The sequence below is a fragment of the Pseudoroseicyclus sp. CXY001 genome (assembly GCF_041714655.1).
In the GTDB taxonomy this organism is placed as follows: domain Bacteria; phylum Pseudomonadota; class Alphaproteobacteria; order Rhodobacterales; family Rhodobacteraceae; genus Pseudoroseicyclus_A.
The window spans coordinates 1,083,541-1,098,745 of the sequence record NZ_CP168219.1; the positions used below are offsets into that span (position 1 = coordinate 1,083,541).

At 68.6% G+C, this 15,205-nt stretch carries 17 protein-coding genes; 7 read left to right on the forward strand and 10 right to left on the reverse strand.

The window, feature by feature from the left end; genetic code table 11:
* Positions 1-7 precede the first annotated feature (7 nt).
* Entirely contained in the window at positions 8-1,732 is a 1,725-nt protein-coding gene (locus ACAZ03_RS05385; protein ID WP_373356366.1) for a methyl-accepting chemotaxis protein, read from the forward strand.
* A gap of 64 nt (positions 1,733-1,796) precedes the next feature.
* Here ACAZ03_RS05385 and ACAZ03_RS05390 read toward each other — a convergent pair whose 3' ends face one another.
* A complete protein-coding gene (locus ACAZ03_RS05390; protein WP_373356367.1) occupies positions 1,797-2,183 on the reverse strand; it encodes a DoxX family protein in 387 nt (128 codons plus the stop codon).
* 344 nt (positions 2,184-2,527) lie between these two features.
* Here ACAZ03_RS05390 and rpsA point away from each other — a divergent pair, with 344 nt between their 5' ends.
* On the forward strand, positions 2,528-4,216 hold the full coding sequence (gene rpsA, locus ACAZ03_RS05395; protein WP_373356368.1) for a 30S ribosomal protein S1: 1,689 nt from the start codon (positions 2,528-2,530) through the stop codon (positions 4,214-4,216).
* Positions 4,217-4,363: 147 nt separating this feature from the next.
* Here the strand turns inward: rpsA and ACAZ03_RS05400 are convergent, their stop codons facing one another.
* Positions 4,364-4,693, reverse strand: coding sequence for an ArsR/SmtB family transcription factor (locus ACAZ03_RS05400; RefSeq protein WP_373356369.1), 330 nt, complete (start codon positions 4,691-4,693; stop codon positions 4,364-4,366).
* Positions 4,693-5,328, reverse strand: a complete 636-nt coding sequence (locus ACAZ03_RS05405; RefSeq protein WP_373356370.1) for an SRPBCC domain-containing protein — start codon at positions 5,326-5,328, stop codon at positions 4,693-4,695. The genes ACAZ03_RS05400 and ACAZ03_RS05405 overlap by 1 nt, the downstream gene beginning before the upstream one ends.
* 289 nt (positions 5,329-5,617) lie before the next feature.
* On the opposite strand from ACAZ03_RS05405, the gene ihfB reads away from it, so the two are divergent.
* From ihfB to trpB, 5 genes are all read left to right on the forward strand, one after another.
* Positions 5,618-5,899, forward strand: coding sequence for an integration host factor subunit beta (gene ihfB / locus ACAZ03_RS05410; RefSeq protein ID WP_373356372.1), 282 nt, complete (start codon positions 5,618-5,620; stop codon positions 5,897-5,899).
* 9 nt (positions 5,900-5,908) lie between these two features.
* Positions 5,909-6,250 (forward strand): lipopolysaccharide assembly protein LapA domain-containing protein, encoded by a 342-nt coding sequence (locus ACAZ03_RS05415; protein ID WP_373356373.1) that lies wholly within the window; start codon positions 5,909-5,911, stop codon positions 6,248-6,250.
* Positions 6,251-6,294: 44 nt separating this feature from the next.
* On the forward strand, positions 6,295-6,966 hold the full coding sequence (locus tag ACAZ03_RS05420; protein ID WP_373356374.1) for a phosphoribosylanthranilate isomerase: 672 nt from the start codon (positions 6,295-6,297) through the stop codon (positions 6,964-6,966).
* A complete protein-coding gene (locus ACAZ03_RS05425) occupies positions 6,963-8,153 on the forward strand; it encodes a hypothetical protein (RefSeq protein ID WP_373356375.1) in 1,191 nt (396 codons plus the stop codon). Before ACAZ03_RS05420 ends, ACAZ03_RS05425 begins: the two co-directional genes overlap by 4 nt.
* 75 nt (positions 8,154-8,228) lie before the next feature.
* A complete protein-coding gene (trpB, locus tag ACAZ03_RS05430; RefSeq protein ID WP_373356376.1) occupies positions 8,229-9,452 on the forward strand; it encodes a tryptophan synthase subunit beta in 1,224 nt (407 codons plus the stop codon).
* A gap of 29 nt (positions 9,453-9,481) precedes the next feature.
* Here the strand turns inward: trpB and ACAZ03_RS05435 are convergent, their stop codons facing one another.
* The 7 genes from ACAZ03_RS05435 to ACAZ03_RS05465 form a co-directional block, all read right to left on the reverse strand.
* Positions 9,482-9,853 carry a DUF2237 family protein gene (locus ACAZ03_RS05435; protein ID WP_373356377.1) on the reverse strand — a complete coding sequence of 124 codons (372 nt, stop codon included), beginning with the start codon at positions 9,851-9,853 and terminating at the stop codon, positions 9,482-9,484.
* A 23-nt stretch (positions 9,854-9,876) separates the two neighbouring features.
* The gene (locus tag ACAZ03_RS05440; RefSeq protein WP_373356378.1) at positions 9,877-10,914 is read right to left on the reverse strand and encodes a DUF2332 domain-containing protein; all 1,038 of its coding nucleotides are present in this window, start codon (positions 10,912-10,914) and stop codon (positions 9,877-9,879) included.
* Positions 10,911-11,600 (reverse strand): aminoacyl-tRNA hydrolase, encoded by a 690-nt coding sequence (gene pth / locus ACAZ03_RS05445; RefSeq protein WP_373356379.1) that lies wholly within the window; start codon positions 11,598-11,600, stop codon positions 10,911-10,913. Before pth ends, ACAZ03_RS05440 begins: the two co-directional genes overlap by 4 nt.
* Positions 11,601-11,609: 9 nt before the next feature.
* On the reverse strand, positions 11,610-11,912 hold the full coding sequence (locus tag ACAZ03_RS05450) for a hypothetical protein (protein WP_373356380.1): 303 nt from the start codon (positions 11,910-11,912) through the stop codon (positions 11,610-11,612).
* A 270-nt stretch (positions 11,913-12,182) separates the two neighbouring features.
* Positions 12,183-12,824 (reverse strand): 50S ribosomal protein L25/general stress protein Ctc, encoded by a 642-nt coding sequence (locus ACAZ03_RS05455; protein ID WP_373356381.1) that lies wholly within the window; start codon positions 12,822-12,824, stop codon positions 12,183-12,185.
* 108 nt (positions 12,825-12,932) lie between these two features.
* On the reverse strand, positions 12,933-13,865 hold the full coding sequence (locus ACAZ03_RS05460; protein WP_373356382.1) for a hypothetical protein: 933 nt from the start codon (positions 13,863-13,865) through the stop codon (positions 12,933-12,935).
* Between the two features lie 90 nt (positions 13,866-13,955).
* Positions 13,956-15,149 carry an L-lactate dehydrogenase gene (locus ACAZ03_RS05465; RefSeq protein ID WP_373356383.1) on the reverse strand — a complete coding sequence of 398 codons (1,194 nt, stop codon included), beginning with the start codon at positions 15,147-15,149 and terminating at the stop codon, positions 13,956-13,958.
* Positions 15,150-15,205 lie beyond the last annotated feature (56 nt).

The following is a 15,205-nucleotide window of genomic DNA, read 5'->3' on the forward strand; positions in this document are numbered from 1 at the left end:
CAGTAAATTGGAACAGACACGAGGCGGCCTGCGGTTTCTCACGGGCTCTGTTTTCATCAAATCGGCCGGTCTGACGGCACTGACGGCGGCCATCACCGCCGTGCTGCTGGTCGTCCTGTCGACCGCCGAGACGACCCGGCTCGCCAAGGAAAGCCTCGCGCGCCTGGCACTCGAAGTCGTGCAGACCGACGCGACCTCCATGGCCGGCCATGTGCGCTTCGCCAATGCCGAGGCCATCGCCGCGGCGATGGACGAGCACATCAAGCGCGCCGGCGAGCAGTTCGTGCATCTCGAGATCAACGGCATGGACGGCCAGGTGCTCGAGGAGCGGGGCACCGTCTCCGCCGAGACCGAGGCCCAGATGGACCGGATGGCCGAAGAGGCTCTCCGCACCGGCGAGACCGTTGTCGCCGGGGACGGCTTCCTGGTCTCCCAGCCGATCTTCTTCGGCAATGATGTCACCCCGACCGGCGTCATCAACGTCGCCTGGTCGCCCGACGCGCTTCTGGGCGAGATTGCCGCGCAGCGGCAGGTCACCCTTCTGATCGTCGCCGGTGTCTTCCTGGCCCTCGTCGCCATCAGCGCCGAGATCACGCGCCGGATGATCGGCAATCCGCTCCGCCGCATGGCCACCGCCGTCAACTGCGTGTCGGACGGCAAGGAGGATTGCGACATCCGCATGACCGAGCGGCATGACGAGGTCGGCGAGATCGCCCGCTCGGTGCAGCTCCTGCACACCAAGCTCCTCGCCGCGCGCCAGGCCGAGGCCGAGCGCGACCGCGCGCGGGGCGAGCAGGCGCGGGTGGTGGAGCGGCTCGGCCGCGGCCTGACCGCCCTCGCCGATGGCGACCTCACCCACCGGATCGACCAGCCTTTCGGCCACGAATACGAACAGCTCCGCGCCGATTTCAACCGGGCGCTGGAGCGGCTCTCCGCCGCCATCAGCCAGGTCTACGGCGCCGCCAGCTCGATCCGCGAGGGCATCGGCTCCGTCTCCGCCTCGTCCGACGATCTCTCCCGCCGGACGGAGAACCAGGCGGCGACGCTGGAGGAAACCGCCGCCGCGCTCGACGAGCTCACCGCCTCCGTCCGCGCCGCCGCCGACGGCTCGCGCGAGGTCGAGGGCATCGTCACCGATGCGCGCAGCCATGCCGAGCATTCCGGCCAGGTCGTGCAGAGTGCCGTCTCGGCGATGACCAAGATCGAGAAGAGCTCCGAGCAGATCAGCCAGATCATCGGCGTGATCGACGACATCGCCTTCCAGACCAACCTCCTCGCGCTCAACGCGGGCGTCGAGGCGGCGCGGGCCGGCGAGGCGGGCAAGGGCTTCGCCGTCGTCGCCTCCGAGGTCCGGGTTCTGGCGCAGCGCACCTCCGACGCCGCCAAGGAGATCAAGGACCTGATCTCCGGCTCGACGGCGCAGGTCGGCGAGGGCGTGACGCTGGTCGGCAAGGCGGGCGAGGCGCTGAACTCGATCGTCGAGCGGGTGAGCCATATCTCCGAGCTGGTCACCGGCATCGCCGCCGGCACGGTGGAGCAGGCCAATTCTCTGGACGAGATCAACACCGGCGTCACCTCGCTCGATCAGGTCACCCAGCAGAACGCCGCCATGGTTGAGGAAAGCACCGCCGCCGCGCACACGCTCTATGCGGATGCCGACCGGCTGGCCTCGCTGGTGGGGCAGTTCCAGATCACGCAGGGCCGCGCCGCGCCGCACGCCCGCGCCGCCTGACGCTCCAGATCCCCGCTCCGCAGCCGACGCGCCCCGCCATCCCGGCGGGGCGCGTTTCCGCGTCTCAGGCGCCCGAAAAGGGGAAGACCGCCCGGATCGACGGATCGCGCAGCCAGAGCCCCAGCCAGAGCGCGATGCCGAGGTAGATGCTGAAGAGCACATGCGAGTAGAGCTGCGAGCCGGCCTGCATCTGCGTGGCCATCGCGCCGCCGAGAAGCCCCATGGTCAGCACCGCCCCGAGAAGCGCCGTCGGCGGGAAGAGGTAGAGGAGCGTCAGCACGACCTCCAGGATGCCGATCAGCAGGACCGGCGCCGTCGGCAAGCCGAGATCGGCCATCGATTTCGCGCCGACATCCATGAAGAGCTTCGGCATCGCCGAGGCAAAGAGCATGAAGGCCGCATAGAGGCCCGAGATCACCCAACCGGCGGTAATCATTGCAGAACCGGACATGACCTCTCCTATAGGGTTGATATCAACATTGGCCATGGTGGGGCTCTTCTGTCAACGGGCCCTGCTGGCTTCGCGACGGGGCAGGCGACGGGGCCGCTGGGCCCGGCACCGCGGGCCCGCCCGGCCGCCGCCCGGGGCTTATTTCCCTTGCTCCCGGGGCCTCACGCCCCTATATGGGCGCTGCCGAAGCGGCGGGACAGCCGCGGGCGGGGTGTGAGCAGGGTCGGGCCTACCGACCCTTTTTGTTTACGCCCCGGCCAGCTCATCCGCCCGGCCAATCCACATCAAGACCCGCGGAGACAACCGCGCGGCCAGCAACGACCAAAAGGAACCTGATTAGCCATATGGCGCAGAACGCATCCATGGAGGAGTTCGAGGCCCTCCTGAACGAAAGCCTCGAAATGGACACGCCGAACGAAGGCAGTGTCGTCAAGGGCCGGGTCATCGCCGTCGAGGCGGGACAGGCCATCATCGATGTCGGCTACAAGATGGAAGGCCGCGTCGATCTCAAGGAATTCGCGAATCCCGGCGAGGCCCCGACGATCACCGTGGGTGACGAGGTCGAGGTCTATCTCCGCCAGGTCGAGAACGCCCGCGGCGAAGCCGTCATCTCGCGCGAGATGGCCCGCCGTGAAGAGGCGTGGGACCGGCTCGAGAAGGCCTATGCCGATGAAGAGCGCGTCGAAGGCGCGATCTTCGGCCGCGTCAAGGGTGGCTTCACCGTCGATCTCGGCGGCGCCGTGGCCTTCCTGCCCGGCTCCCAGGTCGATGTGCGCCCCGTGCGCGACGCCGGCCCGCTCATGGGCCTCAAGCAGCCCTTCCAGATCCTCAAGATGGACCGTCGCCGCGGCAATATCGTCGTCTCGCGCCGCGCCATTCTGGAAGAATCCCGCGCCGAACAGCGCGCCGAGGTGATCTCGAACCTCACCGAAGGCCAGGCGGTCGACGGTGTGGTGAAGAACATCACCGAATACGGCGCCTTCGTCGATCTCGGCGGTGTCGACGGCCTCCTCCATGTCACCGACATGGCCTGGCGGCGCGTCAACCACCCCTCCGAGATCCTGTCGATCGGCGAGACGGTGAAGGTCCAGGTCATCAAGATCAACAAGGAGACGCACCGCATCTCGCTCGGCATGAAGCAGCTTCAGGCCGACCCGTGGGATACGGTCGAAGCCAAGTTCCCGCTCGGCTCCGTGCATGCCGGCCGCGTCACCAACATCACCGATTACGGCGCCTTCGTGGAGCTGGAACCGGGGGTCGAGGGGCTCGTCCACGTCTCGGAAATGTCCTGGACGAAGAAGAACGTGCACCCCGGCAAGATCGTCTCCACCTCGCAGGAGGTGGACGTCATGGTGCTGGAGATCGACAGCGCCAAGCGGCGCGTGTCGCTCGGCCTGAAGCAGACCCAGCGCAACCCGTGGGAAGTCTTCGCCGAGACGCATCCGGCGGGCACCGAGGTCGAGGGCGAGGTGAAGAACATCACCGAATTCGGCCTCTTCATCGGTCTGCCGGGCGATATCGACGGCATGGTTCACCTGTCCGACCTCAGCTGGGATCAGCGCGGCGAGCAGGCCATCCAGGAATATCGCAAGGGTGACGTGGTCAAGGCCAAGGTCTCGGAAGTCGATGTCGAGAAGGAGCGCATCTCGCTCTCCATCAAGGACCTCGGCGACGATCCCTTCGCGGAGGCCATCGGCGGCGTGAAGCGCGGCTCGATCGTGACGGTTGCCGTCACCAAGATCGAGGATGGCGGCATCGAGGTGGAATACGAGGGCATGAAGTCCTTCATCCGCCGCTCCGATCTGTCGCGCGACCGCTCCGAGCAGCGCCCCGAGCGCTTCCAGCCGGGTGACAAGGTCGACGTGCGCGTGACGCAGGTCGACAGCAAGACCCGCAAGCTCGGCCTGTCGATCAAGGCACGCGAGATCGCGGAAGAGAAGGAAGCGGTCGAGCAGTACGGCTCCTCCGACAGCGGCGCCTCGCTCGGCGACATCCTCGGCGCGGCCCTCCGCGGCGGTGACGACGACGAGTAAGGCAGGGGCCTCCGGGCCTCGCCGCAAGATCAGCCCCGCGCCGGTAACGGCGCGGGGTTTTTTGTTGGGGCGTTATCCCACTAAAATTCCCTTTGTGAGATAGCGGCGCCTGTCGCGACGCGAGGCCGCAGACCGGCTCGCCGCCCTCTAGCCCTTCCGCGCCTTCTTGCCGCGCGCGACTTCGGTCTCGATGGCCATCAGCTTCGGCTCCCAGAAGGCGCGGAAGCGCGAGAGCCAGGCGTCGACCTCGCTCAGGGGGGCGGGGTCGAGTGCGTAGATGCGGCGAGTGCCCTCTGGGGTGACGGAAGCGAAGCCGCCCTCCCGCAGCACCCGCAGATGCTGCGAGACGGCGGCCTGGGTGATGCCGAACTCGGCGCGGATCGCCTCGGTGATCTCGCCGGAACTGCGCTCGCCGCCGGAGAGCAGCTCCAGGATCCGGCGGCGGACCGGATCGCCCAGGATGTCGAACGCGCCCATCAGGCGCCCGGAGGCGTTTCGCCGAGGTAGAAGGCGCGCGTGGCGGCGGCGCGCCGGTTGGCATCCTCCGGACTCGCGCCCGCGGCCTCGTCGGCCGTCCCCCAGCGCGCGGCGGCGCCTTCGAGAAAGGCGCGGCCCTCGGGCGTCTCGTGGAAGGTCATCGCATCGGGCTTTTCCGCCTCCGGCTCGGCCACATGCAGGGCGAGGCCGAGGAGCGCACCGTCCCAGCCGACGCCGACCGCGCCGGGGCCGAACTGATCCCAGAAGGGGCTGACATGCGCGGTGTGAACGAGCGTGAAGGCGGTCTCTTCCGACGAGACCTCCTCCAGCTCCAGGGTCACCCAGCTCACGTCGCCCTGCATCTCCCAGGTGAGCTCCAGCTTGCGGGGCGGGGTGCAGGTCAGGATCTGGCCGCCGGCATTGCCCTCGACCTGAAACCGGCCGCCCTCCTTGAGCTCGCCGGAGACCGGCGCGAACCAGCGGGGGATGCGTTCTGGGTCCGTCAGCACCTCCCAGAGGTCGCCCGCAGACGTGCCGAACCGGCGGGAGAGGACGACGGCCCCCGCCGCCTTCCCGTCTATTTCCAACGTGTTGACCGACCGTTCAACGTCGCCGAGCTGCCTTGCGAAATCCATGAGTCCCTCCATAGAGTATTAGATTACACTTATATTAGCGCGGGCTTGCCTTGCCGTCCAGCGCTCCGCCACCGCCCCCGAATCGGGCGGCGGATTACCGCACTGCAGCATCGGCGAAAGCGCCGGTTTGCCCGGTCTTCGCCGGGCGAAAACTTCCCCAAGGGCGCTTTTGTCCGTGGAAAGGGCCGTGACGCGGCGTGGCCGCTATTTTCGCCTCGGGTGTTTGCGCCTATAGTCGGAGCCCAGAACAAGAAGAACCGTCACTCCGTTGGTCCGAGGGAGGCCCGTCATGATCCGCTCCGAGCTGATCCAGAAGATTGCCGACGAGAACCCCCACCTCTATCAACGCGACGTCGAAAAGATCGTGAACACGATCTTCGAGCAGATCACCGAGGCCCTCGCGGGCGGTGATCGCGTCGAGCTTCGCGGCTTCGGTGCCTTTTCCGTGAAGAAGCGCGACTCGCGCACCGGGCGAAACCCGCGTACGGGGGAGGCGGTTGCGGTCGACGAGAAGTTCGTCCCCTTCTTCAAGACGGGCAAGCTGTTGCGCGACCGCCTGAACGGCAAGTAGGTTAGGGCCATGAGAACGATCCGGATCGCCTTCTGGGGCATCGTTGCCCTGTGCCTCATCGCCATCGGCATCGCCAACCGGGGCATGGTCACGCTGCGCGCCATGCCCGAGGGGTTGAGCGACCTCATCGGCGTCTCGCCCGATGTCGAACTGCCCCTCTTCGTGGTGATATTCCTCGGCGTCGCCGCCGGGCTGCTCATCGGCTTTCTCTGGGAGTGGATCCGCGAGGCGCGTCACCGGGCGGAATCGCGCCGCCGGGCCCGCGAGGTCGCCCAGCTCCGGCAGGAGGTCGGGCGGCTCAAGACCGAGAAGCACGAGGGCAAGGACGAGGTTCTGGCGCTGCTCGAATAGGCGCCTTGCCAATGGGCGGCGCCATCCCCTAAGTCCCCGGACCTATGAGTATCAGGTTGAAGATATGCGGGCTGAAGAGGCCCGCCGAGATTGCCGCCTCCGCCGAAGCCGGGGCGGCCTACTTCGGCTTCAACTTCTTCCCCCGTTCGCCGCGCTGCGTCAGTCCCGCCGAGGCCGCGGCGCTTGCCGCCGATGTGCCCTTCGGCCGGATGAAGGTCGGGCTCTTCGTGGCGCCCTCCGATGAGCTTCTCGGCGAGACGCTGGCCATCGCGCCGCTCGACATGATCCAGCTTCATGGAGACGAGAGCCCCGAGCGGGTCGCCGAGGTCCGTGCCCGGTTCGGCCTGCCGGTGATGAAGGCGCTCGGCATCGCCGGGCCGGAGGATCTGCCGCTGATCGACGCTCATGCCGCCGTGGCCGACCAGCTTCTGATCGATGCGCGCGCGCCCAAGGGGGCCGTGCTCCCCGGCGGCAATGGCGTGCCCTTCGACTGGCGGCTGATCGCCGGGCGGCGCTGGCCGGTGCCGTGGATGCTGGCCGGCGGCCTGCGGGTCGAGAACGTCGCCGAGGCCATAAGGCTGACGGGCGCGCGGCAGGTCGATGTCTCCTCCGGGGTCGAGTCGGCGCCGGGCCACAAGGACCCGGCGCTCATCGCCGCCTTCGCCCGCGCCGTGGCGGCCGCCGAGGCTGGCGCGGCCGGGGCAGGAGCGCCATGACGCGCCGCGTCATCCTGCATCTGGGGATGCACAAGACCGGCACGACGACGCTGCAGAACCGCCTCGACGGCTTCGACGACGGGCGGACGCGCTATCTCGACCTCGGCTACCCGAACCACTCGATCCCGTTGAAGCTCGCCTATCTGGAGAAGGCCCCCCGGCATTTCTACGAGAGCGACGACAAGGCCGACTGGCCGGCGGAGCGGGCGGCGGCGCTGGCCCGCATCGAGCGGGCGCTGGAAGAGGCGGCCCCGAAGGACGTGGTGATCTCCGGCGAGGAGCTCTCGACCTTTCCGGGCGGCAACTGGCGGCCGCAGATGGTGTCGCATCTGAAGCGCCGTGTCGGCCGGGTGGAGGCCATCGGCTATGTGCGCGACCCGGGCGGCTTCATGGCATCCGACTTCGGGCAGCGCGTGCAGGCGGGCTTTCGCGAGTTCGACATCGCCCGGCTCTATCCGCGCTACCGCTTCCGCTTTCAGGGCTGGCTCAATGTCATGCGCGAGGCCGGGGCCCCTGCCGATCTGTCGCTCTTCGACCCGGCGACCTACGAGGAGGGCGATGTCGTCAACGATTTCGTCCGCCGCGCCGGGCTCGACCCCGCGGCGCTGAAGCCCAAGACCGGCCTCTCCAACCCCTCGCTGACAGCCGAGGGGGCGGCGGTCTTCTATGCCTTCCGCCATGCCGACGGGCCGAACCCGATCCGCGGGGCCGAGAACCAGGCGCAGAACCGGCTGGTGAACCTCATGTACGGCTTCGGGCGCAACCCGATCCGCCTGTCGCCGGAGATCCTGGTGCCGGTCTTCGAGGAGAATGCCGGCGAGATCGCCTGGATCGAGAAGGTCATCGGCCAGCGTTTCCCGGCCCCCAAGGAGGGGCCGGTGATGTTCGAATCGAGCGACCAGATCGTGCGCTACGCCGCCTCGATCGGCCCCGAACTGGCGGAATGGCTGCACGCGCAGGGCTTCGAGCCCGCCAATTCCGGCCGCGACGTGCCGGCGATCATGCGCGGCATGGTCCTGAGCCTGATGGGCACCAGCAATACGGTGGCCAACCGCCTGCGCTACCGTCTGGCCATTTGGCGGCGGGGGCGGGAAGAGAAGGCGCTCGCCCGGGCCGAGCGCCGCGAGCGGGAGGCGGCCGCGAAGGCCGCCGCCGCCGAGAAGGCCGAGAAGGCCGCCAAGAGCTAGCGCCCGCCTTGCCGATGGGCAGCCGGCGCTCTAGGGTGCCCGCTGGCGCCAGTCCGCCCCTCAAGGAGGCCTCCCATGCCCGACGATCGCATCAATTCCTTCACGCAAGGCCCTGACGAGACGGGCCGTTTCGGCATTTTCGGCGGCCGCTTCGTCTCCGAAACGCTGATGCCGCTGATCCTCGATCTGGAGGAGCAGTACGAATTCGCGAAGACGGACGAGAGCTTCTGGGCCGAGATGGACGATCTGTGGGAGCATTACGTCGGCCGCCCCTCGCCGCTCTATTATGCCGACCGCATGACCAAGCACCTCGGCGGCGCAAAGGTCTATTTCAAGCGCGACGAGCTGAACCACACCGGCGCCCACAAGATCAACAACGTGCTCGGCCAGATCCTCCTCGCCCGGCGGATGGGCAAGAGCCGCATCATCGCCGAGACGGGAGCCGGCCAGCACGGCGTCGCCACGGCGACAGTCTGCGCCAAGTTCGGGCTGAAATGCGTGGTCTACATGGGCGCGCATGACGTCGAGCGGCAGAAGCCCAACGTCTTCCGCATGAAGCTGCTCGGCGCCGAGGTGATCCCCGTCACCTCCGGCCGCGGCACGCTCAAGGATGCCATGAACGACGCGCTGCGCGACTGGGTCACCAACGTGCGCGACACGTTCTATTGCATCGGCACGGTGGCCGGCCCGCATCCCTATCCGGCGATGGTCCGCGACTTCCAGTCGATCATCGGCAAGGAGGCGAAGGCCCAGATGCTGAAGGCGGAGGGCCGCCTGCCCGACATCATCACCGCCGCCATCGGCGGGGGCTCGAACGCCATGGGGCTCTTCTTCCCCTTCCTCGATGACCCCTCCGTGCGGATCATTGGGGTGGAGGCCGGCGGCAAGGGCGTCGACGACCGCATGGAGCATTGCGCCTCGCTGACCGGCGGGCGCCCGGGCGTGCTGCACGGCAACCGGACCTATCTTCTGCAGGACGACGACGGGCAGATCCTCGAGGGCTTCTCGATCTCCGCCGGGCTCGACTATCCGGGCATCGGGCCGGAGCACGCCTGGCTGCATGACATCGGCCGTGCCGAGTACGTCTCGATCACCGACAAGGAGGCGCTGGAGGCGTTCAAGCTCTGCACCGAGCTCGAGGGGATCATCCCGGCGCTCGAGCCCTCCCACGCGCTCGCCCATGTCATGAAGATCGCCCCCGAGCTGCCGCCGGAGACGCTGATCTGCATGAACATGTGCGGCCGGGGCGACAAGGATATCTTCACCGTGGCCAAGCACCTCGGCGTCGAGATCGCCTGACCTCCGGGCGCGGTCGGTCCGGCCGCCTTCTAGACCGCCGCGTGGAGTTCGAGCACCGCGAGGGGCACGATCTCCAGCGCGCGGCGGTGGGTCGCGGCGAGCTCGACCTCCGGCGCGCAGCCCTCGTCATGGGCCTGCAGGAAGCGGCTGGCGCAAAGGCACCAGCGGTCGCCCGGCTTTAGGCCGGCGAAGCCGAATTCCGGCCGGGGCGTCGAGAGGTCGTTGCCCACATATTTGGAATAGGCGAGGAATTCGGGGTTCATCACGGCGCAGACCGTGTGCGAGCCCATGTCCTCCTCGCAGGTATTGCAGCTCCCGTCGCGGAAGAACCCGGTGACCGGGGCGCTCGAACAGGGGCGCAGCGCCTCTCCGAGCACGTTCAGCGGAAAGTCCATCTCCATCGCGGCCCCCCTTCCTCTGGTCTTCAGATAGGGCGGGGGGACCAGTCGATCCAGCGCCCATGGAAATCGACGCGGGCGAGGGCGATATCCTCCCCCTCCGGCCAGATGCGCAGCCTCAGGCCGGCGCCGGGGGAGCCGCCATCCTGCTCCATGCCGAGCCAGGCGAGCGGCGCCTCCGCCGTGGCGCGGGCACCGGCGGCGCGGATCGCCGCCTCGGCCCGGGCCTGAACGGCGGCGGGGAAATACTGCCAGGCGATGGTGTGGTAGACGAGGTGCCAGCACCCGGGATGCGGCGTGGCGAGCCGCGCTTCGAGCCAGTCCGCCGCATCGGCCTTGTCCACCGTGACGGGCGGCAGGGCGAGGGCGGCCTCCGTCAGCGCCTTCCGCTCCGGCTGGTCGGGCCAGAGGTAGGACAGGAGGCGCAGCCGGTCCGCCACCGGGTCGATGGGCGAGAGGTCGGCGCCCGCCGCCCCGGCGAGCGAAATCGGCGCCGGCTCCGGCGCCTCGCCATGCCAGGTGGGCGTGAGGGTCAGCGCGGGCGTCTCCGCGCCGATCAGCCCGCCCGGGGTTTCGACCGCATAGTCGGGAAAGTGCAGGTTGAGCCCGGCGGAGGCGCCGAGCTCCGACAGCACGAAGGGCAGGGGGCGGCGGCCTGCGAGCAGCGCCGCGGCGGGCAGGAGGGCCACAGAGCGGCGGACTTCGTTGGTCTGCGGCGGGCTGTGGATAAACTCGTGGATGAAATCCGCTTCTTCCTTGAGCGCCCGGGCGATACCGGCCGCAAGCGCGGCGTCATCGGGAGCCTCGGGCGGATAGACCTCCGCCAGCCCGGCGCGGTCCTGCAGGCGCAGCGCATGGAGCGCGCCGCAGAGCCGGAGGGGGATCGAATGGCCGCGGGGGCCGAGGTCTCCCTCGAAGCTTTCCAGCCGCTCGAGGAGCGGCGGCGGCAGGATTTCGGGAAGGATCCGGCAGAGCCGCCCCATGAAGGGCGATCCGAGCGCTTCGCAGGCTCCGGCCTGTATTTCAAAGGCTTCGAGGAGGGCGGTCGAGGGGGCCTTGGTCATTTGAAGTGGTTCTTCAATCGCCAGAACGGGGTCTGGGGCTTGGGCTTCGGGGGCGGCTTGGCGGCGGGCTTCGGCGCGGGGGGCGGGGCCTCCGCCTCCGCCTTCGAGCCGTTCCGCGCGGGGTTCAGCCGGCGGTTCACGGCATTGAGGAAGCCCGGGCCGTCGCCCTTCGCCAGCGCCTCCGCCCCGTCGGCGCAGCCGCGGATCATGTCGTCCAGCCACTCTTCGTCGGCCTTGGGGAAATCGTGGAGCACATAGCCCGGCACGGCCTCCTTCCGGCCCGGATGGCCGACGCCCATGCGCACGCGGCCATAGGCCTCGCCGATATGGGCGTGGATCGAGCGCAGGCCATTGTGCCCCGCATGGCCGCCGCCCTGCTTGAGGCGGATCTTGCCGGGGGCGAGGTCGATCTCGTCATGAAAGACGGTGAGGTCGGCGGGGGCGAGCTTGTAGAAGCGCAGGGCCTCGCCGACCGCCTGGCCGGAGAGGTTCATGAAGGTTTCGGGCTTCAAAAGCAGCACCTTCTCGCCGCCGAGTGTGCCCTCGCTGACCTGCCCCTGAAAGCGGGCGCGCCAGGGGGAGAAGCCGTGGGCGGCGGCGATTTCGTCCACCGCCATGAAGCCGATGTTGTGCCGGTTGCGCGCGTATTTCGCGCCGGGATTGCCGAGGCCTGCGAAGAGTTTCATGGGGATAGGTTACGACGCCGCGCCGGGCGGCGCCAGATGGGCCGCGAGGGAACGAAGCCAGCGGCGGATCGCCGGGGCCGTCTCCGCCGCCAGCTCGTCGAGCGCCGCCGGGCTCCACTCCCGCGCCGGGGCGAGGTCTGCGAGCCAGCCGAGCCGCTCCGCCTCCTGCGCCGCCGGCAGGGTCAGGGCGGCGGCGGAGAGGAGGAGCTGGTGCAGCGCCTGCACCTCGCGCATCGCGGCAAAGGCGCGGATCATCGGGCCGGTGAGGGCGGGCTCGGCCTGCCAGCTCCGCCCGGCGAAGACCTCCTGCACGACGCGCTGGCCGGCCCCGCCGCAATCATAGGCGACGCAGCCGGGGAAGCCCTCCTCCGCCAGCCGCTCATGGATGCCGCAGGCATGGCCGGAAAGGTTGGGGCAGGGGGTGCCGGCGGGCTTGTCGATGCCGAAGCGGGGGCCCTTGTCCAGCGCCAGCGCCAGGCAGCAGAGCGCCGCGCAGCGGCTGCAATCGGCCCGGAATCCGGGCCCGGAAACGGCAGCGGGGCCCGAAGGCCCCGCGCTTGTGTCAGTTCCGAAGGCCAGAGGTCATTCCTCGGCGGCTTCGGCCTCGTCCTCAGCCTCGGCCTCGTCGGCGTCAGCGCCGCCGGCGGCGCGCAGGCCCGAGGGGGCAGAGATGTTGGCGATCACGAAGTTCCGCTCGATGGTCGGCTTGGCGCCGCCCGGCAGCTCGATGTCGTGGATGTGGATCACGTCGCCCACTTCCTTGCCCGTCAGGTCAACGGTGATGTGGTCGGGGATCTCGCCGGCCACGACGTTGAGCTCGACTTCCGCGCGGACGACGGTCAGCACGCCGCCCTTCTTGATGCCCGGCGCGTCCTTGTGGTTCACGAACTCGACGGGGATGAAGAGGTTGACGCGGGAGGTCCGGCGCAGGCGCATGAAATCGACATGGCGCGGCAGGTCCTTCACCACGTCGCGCTCGACGGCGCGGCAGATGACGCGGACATCCTCCTGGCCCTCGACCTTCAGGTTGAAGAGCGTCGAGAGGAAGCGGCCTTCATGCAGCTTCTTCAGAAGGTAGTTGAAGTTGACGTTGATCGGGAGCGGATCGGCGCCGCCACCATAGACAATGCCAGGCACGTCGCCATTGCGGCGAGCTTCGCGGGCGGCCCCCTTGCCTGTCCCCGCGCGTGCCGTGGCGATCAGATCGGGGATCTCACCAGCCATCGGATATTCCATTTCTGTTCGAGGCGCCCGCCTCCAAGGGTGATCAGGCGCCGGTTGAAGGCGCTCCCATAGCGGGGATTGGCCCTCTTGAAAAGGGGGGAGGGGCCCTCAGCGGTGCCGCGCATACTCGGGCGGGCAAAGCTCCATCAGCCGGGCGGTGATGCGGTTGCCGGCGAGCTTGTCGAGAAGCGCGAGCGGCTCGTGATCGGGCGCAAGCTTCAGGATGTGCTTGGTCAGGATCTTGTGGCGGAACTGGTCCCAATCCTCGGCGGTGACATCCTTGAGGATCCCCTGAAACGACCAGAGCGGCGCGCCGGGCGGCGGGCGGCCCGGCAGGGCCTGGCAGCTCAGATGCGTCTGGATCGCGCTCATGTGGAAGATGAGCGCCACATGCAGCACCCAGGAGAGCTGCGACTGGTTCACCGGATCGAGCCGCCGGAACGGGTGGACATCCTTGATGATCGCCCGCTTGCCCGGCCCCTTGAGAACGAAGAAATAGCCGCAAAGGCTGAGCTTTTGCAGGATCTCGAGCTTCAGGCGGCTCTCTGCGCGGCAGAGGTAGCGGTAATCCGCCATCTCGCCGCGGGGCGGGAAGACGGTCTCGGGCCAGGCCGGGTCGATCTCGAAGACGGAGAACCAGCTCGCCAGCCCGTCCTTCACGACGGAGCCGTAGCCGAGGCAGGGCAGCACGTCGAAGCCGGCCTCCGCCAGCTCGCGGCTCACCCGCCATTCGGTGGCGGCCTGCTGCAGCGAGGCGCCGCCGACATAGGCCCCGTCATGGCTGAGGCCGATATCCTCGATCATGCGGCCGTCGAAATCGAAGAGCGGCGCCAGGGGGCCGGTCCTGCGGTAGGTGCCGAAGCCGATGCCGCTGCCGGCGAGCCCCGCGCCCTTGATCTTCAAGGCCCTGTCCGGCTTGCCGGGAGCGGGCAGCAGCACCGAGCGCCCGCCGCTCCGCCGCAGCGGCTCCACGCGGCCGGCGAACCAGTCTTCGACAACGGCGGCGTCTTCCGGCGCCAGATGCCGGCAGGTGACCTCCATCGGGGGCTCCGGAATTGCAATCTCAAGCGAACTCTAGGGGGCAGGCAGGGGCTCCGCCAGCCTTTTCGCGCGGGGGGGGGCTGTGGGGCGTCAGCGGGCGGGGTCGAGCGGTCTGTCCCAGCGGCCCTCGAAATCCTGAGGCACGAGCAGGATGTCGCGCGTCACCTGCTCGAGCCGCCGATGGCCGCAGAAGGCCATGGATAGGTCGAGCTCCTTCCTGAGGATTTCCAGCGCCTTGGTCACGCCGGCCTCGCCCATGGCGCCGAGCCCGTAGACATAGGCGCGGCCGATCATCGTGGCGTCGGCGCCGAGCGCGATGGCCTTGAGGATGTCCTGGCCGGAGCGGATGCCGCTGTCGAGCCAGATCTCCGGCCGGTTGGGATGCCCCTCCAGCGCCCGCACGACCGAGGGCAGGATGCGGATCGACGAGAGCGCCCCGTCGAGCTGCCGCCCGCCGTGGTTCGACACGATGATCGCATCCGCACCCAGCTCCGCCGCCGCCAGCGCGTCGCCGGCATCGAGGATGCCCTTGAGCACGAAGGGCCCGCCCCATTTGTCCTTGATCCGCCGCACCTTTTCCCAATCGAGCGTCAGGTCGAATTGCTCGGCCGTCCAGTGCATGAGGTTGTTCATGCCGGTCACGCCTTCCGCATGGCCGACGATATTGCCGAAGCTGCGGCGCGGGGTGCCCAGCATCTCCAGCGCCCAGCGGGGCTTCGTGGCGATGTTGAGAAGGTTCTTCAGCGTCAGCCGCGGCGGGGCGGTCATGTCGTTCTTCAGATCCTTGTGGCGCTGGCCGAGCGCCTGCAGGTCGAGCGTCAGGACGAGGGCGGAGCAGCCCGCCCGCTTGGCCCGCTCGATGATGGCATCGACGAAGGCCTCGTCGGTCATCACATAGAGCTGGAACCAGAAGCCCGGGCCGGCATGTTCGGCCACATCCTCGATCGAGCTGATCGACATTGTGGAGAGCGTGTAGGGCACCCCGAAGGCCTTGGCGGCGCGGGCTGCCTTGATTTCGCCATCCGCCCTCTGCATGCCCATAAGGCCGACAGGCGCGAGCGCCACCGGCATCGCCACCTCCCGCCCCAGCATTCTGCCGGCGACCGAGCGGTTCGACATGTCGACCGCGACTTTCTGGCGGAAGCGTAATTGCGCGAAATCATTGGTATTCTCGCGGAAGGTCTGCTCCGTCCAGCTGCCGCTTTCGCAGTAATCGTAAAACATCCGCGGAGAGCGTCTCTCGTGCAGGCGCTTCAGATCGGCAATCTCGGTGATCACTGGCATCGCGGGTCTTTCCTCGAAAGGAGTCCTAGTCGCGGGCGGATGCATCGGCAAGCGAC